This window comes from Sandarakinorhabdus oryzae (assembly GCF_009733735.1).
In the GTDB taxonomy this organism is placed as follows: Bacteria; Pseudomonadota; Alphaproteobacteria; order Sphingomonadales; family Sphingomonadaceae; genus Sandarakinorhabdus; species Sandarakinorhabdus oryzae.
In genome coordinates this window covers 25,758-31,945 of record NZ_WNJP01000016.1, presented here as the reverse complement: position 1 = coordinate 31,945, position 6,188 = coordinate 25,758, and the positions used below count along the sequence as shown (strand labels likewise).

Sequence of the window (6,188 nt, the reverse complement as noted above, 5' to 3'; positions counted from 1 at the left end):
GGCGCAGGCCGCCGCCGCCAACAGCCAGCCGGGCATCGCCATCACCGCGCTTGAAGCGCTGACCCGGCAGCTGCCGGCGGTGCCGGGCGGCTGGTTCCTGCTCGCCAGCCAGTATCGCGCCGCCGGCCGGGATCGCGATGGCTGGCAGGCCGATCTGAGGGGCGTCAATGCCGCCACCAATGATCCCGAACTGCTGCAGGCGGCAATGGCCATGCGCCATGGCCAGCTCGATGCGGCGGCGGCGCAACTGGCGGCGCGGGCGGCACGGCAGGGTGACGATCCCCCCGCCAGCCGGCTCGCCGCCGAAATCCTCTGGCGCCAGGGCAACATGGCCGAAGCGATTGTACGGCTGGAGCAGACGGTGGCGCAGGCCCCCGGCTATGACATGGCGCGCGAGTTCCTGATCCGCCTGCTGGTCCAGTCCAACCGCCTGCCCGAAGCGCTGGTCCACGCCGAGACACTGTGCACCTCGCCGGTGGACAATCCCGGCCACCGGCTCATCCTCGCCTCCGTGCTGGTCAACCTGGGCGAACAGGCCCGCGCGCGCGGCCTGTATGAGGAATTGCTGGCGGCGAACCCCGCGCAGCCACCGGTGTGGCAGAACCTCGGCCATGTGCTGAAAACGCTGGGCGAACAGGCCGGCGCGGTGGCTGCCTATCGTGAAGCCGTCGCCCGCCGGCCAACGCTGGGCGAAGCCTGGTGGAGCCTCGCCAACCTCAAGACCGTGAAATTGGGCACCCCCGAGATTGCTTCGATGCAGGCAGCGCTCGCATCGCTGGCCGGGCAGCCGGACGCGCGCGCTGAAGACCTGTTCCACCTCCACTTCGCGCTCGGCAAGGCGCACGAGGACCTGGGCGAGGCCGAGGCCGCCTTCCGCCATTACAGCGAGGGCAACCGTCGCCGCCGGGCGCTGATCGTGCACGACGCCGATGATTTCGCCGCCGACGTCGATGCCGCCATCACGACGTTCACCGCGCCGTTCCTCGCCGCGCGCGGCACGGGCGGCTGCGAGGCGGCGGACCCCATTTTCATCGTCGGCCTGCCGCGTTCGGGCTCCACGCTGATCGAGCAGATCCTGAGCAGCCACAGCCAGGTCGAGGGCACGATGGAACTGCCCGACATGATGATGATCGCCAGCCGGCTGGCGGCGCGGGTCGATTCAGGCGAATTCGCCGATTTCCCCACGCTGATGGCATCGCTCGGCCCGGCCGACCGGCAACGCATTGGCGATGAATATCTCGACCGCACCCGCATCCACCGCAAGTCGGGCAAACCGCGCTTCATCGACAAGATGCCCAACAACTGGCAGCACGTCGGCCTCATCAAGTTGGTGCTGCCGAACGCCACCATCATCGATGCCCGCCGCCACCCGATGGGTTGCTGCTTTTCGGCGTGGAAACAGCATTTTGCCCGCGGCCAGGGCTTCTCCTATGATCTGGTCGAGCTTGGCCGCTATTACCGCGATTATGTGCGGCTGATGGCGCATTTCGATGCCGCAGCACCGGGAGCGGTCATCCGCGTCATCTACGAAGAGATGGTCGCCGACACCGAAGCGCAAATCCGGCGGCTGCTGGCGGCGGCGGGCCTGGAGTTCGAGCCGGCCTGCCTTGAATATTGGCGCAATGATCGCGCCGTGCGCACCGCCAGTTCCGAACAGGTGCGCCGCCCGATCTTCACTGATGGCGTGGATCACTGGAAGACGTTTGCGCCCTGGCTCGGCCCGCTGGCCGACACGCTGGGCGAAGTGGTGACGCGTTACCCTGCGGTGCCGGCGGAGCTCATGCCTAGTTGATGACCTTGGCGTCCACCAGCTTGGCGCGCAGCGCGGCATTGTCCGCCATGCTCACACGGCCTTCGGCGCGCACGGCGGCGATCTCGGCGGCCTTGAACGGCTTGGCCGGCTTGGCCGGTTTGCCCAGGCTGACGGCGTGGGACAGGATTTCGGCGATCTCCGCGTCGGACATGGTGGCCATGCCGGGCATCACCCCCATCAGCGGCGTGCCATCCACGGTGATCGGTCCGCTCATGCCATTCAGCACGACGCGCGCCAGGTAACGGCGGCCCTCCGGGCTCTGTGCGATGGCGGCGGCGCGGCCGGCCAGGCGCGGAAACTGGCCTGAAAGCCCTTGTCCCGTGGCCTGGTGGCACATGCTGCAGCGCGCCACGAAAGCTGCCTTGGGCTCGGCCGCAGCCGGCATGGCAACAGCGGCCATCATCCCGTATGCCAGCAGCCAGCGCATTGAAATCATGGCCATATCCTTGCAAGAACCGGTCTCGTATCCCGGATCGGGGCGAATACTGGACAGTCATCAAGGTTCCGTCAAGCCGGGCGGCCCTGCCGTGCTTGGGGTCAATCCGCGCCTCGCTTTACGCCACACGGCACCTGCGTTAAGCCCATCAGTGATGGCAAGCACAGGCGAGATCCCGCAGCGAACGGCGCTCTTGCGCCCCGGAGTTTATGGCCGCGGCACCGAAACCGTTGATCTGATCCTGAAGGCCGCGCTCGACGTGCTGGTCGATGAAGGCGCTGCGGCCTTCACCCTGCGCCGGATTGCGGCGCGCTGCGGCATGAAGGTGGGCAATCTCTCCTATCATTTCGCCCGCAAGGAACAGTTGATCCAGCTGCTGCTCGACGATCTGCTCGATTATTATGAGCGGCTGCTCGACGAAACCGTGCGCCAGCCCGGTCTGGCCCCCGAAGAGCAGTTGCGCCGCATCATCACCCTGGTGCTCGACGATATCACCAGCAAGCGCACCACCCATGTCTTCACCGAACTGTGGGCGCTGGCCAATCACAATGCGGCGGTGGCCGATCGGGTCGCGGCCTTCTATGCCCGCGCGCATCGCAACATCGCGGCGGTGATCGCGCCGATGAACCCGGCGCTGTCCCCCGAACAGGTGGACGTGGTCGCCCGCTTCATCAGCGCCGCCATGGAAGGCACCACCATCTTCGCCGGCCATGGCAAGCCCTGGGAGCACCAGATGCCGCAATTGACGGCGCTGGCCGTCGCCTCGCTGGTACAATTGGCGCGCACGATCCGGCCCGACGAGATTCCGGCGCTGGCGTGAATACTACGTCATTCGCGCAACGGCGCCGCGCCCCGGCTTGACGAAAACTTGACGCACGTCCAGTCTCCGCACTTCCGAGGCGCCGGGCAGCGGCTGCCCGTCTGGAGTCGCCGTGCCGGCGGCATCAGACCGGATTTGGGGGAAGGGCTTTGGCAGGCATGATCAGGGGAACCACCACCATCGGGATGGGCAGACTGGCAGGCGCGGCCCTGATCGCGCTGCTCGGCCTGGGCCCAGCGCACGCCCAGACAGCATCGGCCCCGGCCGCAGCGCCCACCATGGCGTCAGTCGAGCCGGAAGAGCCGTTCACCCACACGCTGCCCGATTGGTCGCCGCACTGGGGCCTCGTGCGCGGCGGCTGGGAAAATGGCGGCACCCGCATCTGGAACGGCGACACCGGCAAGATGGTCGGCCTGGTCGCCACCGGCCGCTGGTCCGATATCGCTCTCGATCCCAAGCGGCGCGCCATCTACGTCTCTGAAACCATCTGGACCAAGGTGAACCGCGGCACCCGCCAGGACATGCTGACGGTCTATGACCCGAAGACCATGGCGCTGGTCACCGAAATCCCGCTGCCGGGCCGGCTGATCATCGGCACCATGAAGAATAATTTCGTGCTGAGCGACGACGGCAAACAGGCCTTCATCTACAATTTCAGCCCGGCCTCGTCGGTGAACGTGGTTGACCTTGAAAAGCGGAAAGTCGCCCAGGTCGTCGAACTGCCCGGCTGCGCCAGCCTGGTGCCGGTCACCGGCGTCGGCTTCTCGGCGCTGTGCTCGGATGGCACGCTGGCCACGGTGACGGTGGGGCCGAAGACCTCGACCGTCAGCCACAGCCAGCCCTTCTTCAAGGCCGCCGAAGACGGGGTGTTCGATTGCTTCGTCTATGATCGCACCAAGGGCGAGATCGTCACCGTCACCTACACGGGCCTTGTCCGCACCGTGAAGCTGGGCGCGTCGCCGACCATCGGCGATGCCTGGTCGATCCAGGCCGCGGCCGGCGTGCGCCCCGGCGACACCAGGCCGCTCGACATCAACTGGTTCCCCGGTGGCCGCCAGGCGATGGCGCTGCACCGCGCCACCGGCAAGCTGTTCGTGCTGATGCACCGCGGCGAATATTGGACGCAGAAGGACGATGGCGAGGAAGTCTGGGTGGTCGACATGGCGAGCCGCAAGGTCGTCAAGCGCGTGCCGCTGAAGAAGCCGATCGGCAATATCGAGGTGACGCAGGATGCCAAGCCGCTGCTGTTCCTGTCGGGCGACAATGGCCTGGTGCAGGTGATGGATCTCGCCACCTACGAGATCAAGCACGACATCGAGCGCGGTGGCGGCGGCATGATCGTCACGCCGGACGTCGACTGAGACATGGCGCCAGTCCTGCCTCTGCTGGGACTGACGGCAAGCGTCGCCGTGGCGCTGCTGCTGGCCATCGCCGGCATCGACAAGCTGCGCTATCGCGCGCTGCTGCCGGGTGTGATCGCCAATTATCGCCTGCTGCCCGAGGTGCTGGTCGCCCCGGCGGCGGCGCTGTTGCCGGTGGTGGAACTGCTGGTCGCCGTGGGCCTGCTGGCCGGCATCGCGCCGCCGCCGCCTCTGGCGGCAGTTATTCTGCTTGCGCCGCTGGCAGCGATCGCGCTGCTGCTGGTGTTTGCCGGCGCCATGGCGATCAACATCGGGCGCGGGCGGCGGCATATCGATTGCGGCTGCGGCCACGCGGGCCTGCGCCAATCACTGGGCTGGGGCCAGGTGCTGCGCAATGTTGCGCTCGCCGCCGCGCTGTTGCCTGCGCTGCTGCCGGGCCGGGCGGCGCTGGGCATGGCCGATGCCGCGATGGCGATGGCCGCCGGTGTTGCCCTTTATCTGTTGTTGCTGATGGCCTCCGCGCTGGGGGCCTTGGCCGCGTCCGCTCCCGGGCGGAGTTGAGGAAGGGATTTGATGTCGACCCTGGGACTCATCAACGAGGCGCTGCAGTGGCTGGTGCTCATAGGCCTGGCCGTTGCCGGGCTGGCGCTGGCGCGGCAGGTCGGCGTGCTGCACGTGCGTGTGGCCCCGGCCGGTGCGCTCGACGCCAATCGCGGCCCGGCGGTGGGTGACAAGGCGCCGGTGTTGCCGGTGACGACGCTGGAGGGGCGCCCCTATCTGATCGGTGGCCCCGCGCCCGGTCTGCAACTGCTGATGTTCGTTTCGGCTGCCTGCCCGATGTGCAAGAGCCTCATCCCGGTCGCGAAGAGCTTTGCCGCGGCCGAACGGGTCAACCTCGTGTTTGTCGGCGATGATGATCCGGCCATCCAGAAGACGCTGGTGGACAAATATGATCTGGCGGCCTTCCCGTTCATCAACAGTGACGAGGTCGGCCGCCTGTTCGAGGTCGACAAGTTGCCCCATGCCGTGCTGCTCGATGCGGCGGGCGTGGTGCTGGCCAAGGGGCTGGTCAACAGCCGTGAACATCTCGAAAGCCTCATTGTCAGCCACGAGATGGGCGTGAAGAGCGTTCAGGATTATATTGCCGGCCTGCCGACACCGGCCAAGGTTGACGCATGAGCGGTATGGGAGCCCAGGGGGAAAAGGCATGAAGCGTTTCGATATCGACAGCCTTGGCGAGAAGCTGCTGCGCACGTTCGCCGGCAACACGTCGCGCCGCTCCTTCCTGACCAAGCTGGGGGCGACCATCGTCGCGGCGCCGGCCTTTCCGCTGCTGCCGGTCAGCCGGGCGCGCGCCGCCTCCAAGCCGGACCGCTCGCCGGAGGCCAAGACCGCCTTTGCCCGCAACGCCCAGACCAAGGACGACACCAAGTGCGATTACTGGCGCTATTGCGCCATCGATGGCAGCCTGTGCTCCTGCTGCGGCGGCGGCGTGTCGAGCTGCCCGCCCGGCGCCGAGCCTTCGCCGGTGTCGTGGGTCGGCACCTGCATCAACCCCGACGACGGCAAGGCCTATCTGATCGCCTATCGCGATTGCTGTGGCAAATCGGCCTGCGGCCAGTGCGGCTGCGACAACACCGATCGCGAAACCCAGCTCTACATGCCGCAGCTCAACAACAACGTGATCTGGTGTTTCGGCACCAAGAGCATGGAATATCACTGCTCCACCGCCGTGCTTGTGGGCAAGGCCAGCTGAGG

The 6,188-nt window shown here is 67.1% G+C and carries 7 protein-coding genes; 6 read left to right on the top strand and 1 reads right to left on the bottom strand.

Features of this window, described 5'->3' with window-relative positions; translation table 11 throughout:
* Positions 1–1,792 (top strand): tetratricopeptide repeat-containing sulfotransferase family protein (locus GJ693_RS03195; protein WP_156254892.1); only part of this gene is annotated, 1,792 nt, incomplete at its 5' end.
* Here the strand turns inward: GJ693_RS03195 and GJ693_RS03190 are convergent.
* Positions 1,785–2,249 (bottom strand): c-type cytochrome, encoded by a 465-nt coding sequence (locus GJ693_RS03190; RefSeq protein WP_235902591.1) that lies wholly within the window; start codon positions 2,247–2,249, stop codon positions 1,785–1,787. The genes GJ693_RS03195 and GJ693_RS03190 overlap by 8 nt on opposite strands.
* Positions 2,250–2,403: 154 nt before the next feature.
* On the opposite strand from GJ693_RS03190, the gene GJ693_RS03185 reads away from it, so the two are divergent.
* The 5 genes from GJ693_RS03185 to mauA all read left to right on the top strand — a co-directional run bounded on the left by GJ693_RS03185 (position 2,404) and on the right by mauA (position 6,186).
* A complete protein-coding gene (locus GJ693_RS03185) occupies positions 2,404–3,069 on the top strand; it encodes a TetR/AcrR family transcriptional regulator (protein WP_156254890.1) in 666 nt (221 codons plus the stop codon).
* A 185-nt stretch (positions 3,070–3,254) separates the two neighbouring features.
* Positions 3,255–4,430 (top strand): amine dehydrogenase large subunit, encoded by a 1,176-nt coding sequence (locus tag GJ693_RS03180; protein WP_156254889.1) that lies wholly within the window; start codon positions 3,255–3,257, stop codon positions 4,428–4,430.
* Positions 4,431–4,433: 3 nt separating this feature from the next.
* Positions 4,434–4,991 carry a MauE/DoxX family redox-associated membrane protein gene (locus GJ693_RS03175; RefSeq protein WP_156254888.1) on the top strand — a complete coding sequence of 186 codons (558 nt, stop codon included), beginning with the start codon at positions 4,434–4,436 and terminating at the stop codon, positions 4,989–4,991.
* Between the two features lie 12 nt (positions 4,992–5,003).
* Positions 5,004–5,609 carry a thioredoxin domain-containing protein gene (locus GJ693_RS03170; protein ID WP_156254887.1) on the top strand — a complete coding sequence of 202 codons (606 nt, stop codon included), beginning with the start codon at positions 5,004–5,006 and terminating at the stop codon, positions 5,607–5,609.
* A 28-nt stretch (positions 5,610–5,637) separates the two neighbouring features.
* Entirely contained in the window at positions 5,638–6,186 is a 549-nt protein-coding gene (mauA, locus tag GJ693_RS03165) for a methylamine dehydrogenase (amicyanin) small subunit (RefSeq protein ID WP_156254886.1), read from the top strand.
* Positions 6,187–6,188: the final 2 nt, after the last annotated feature.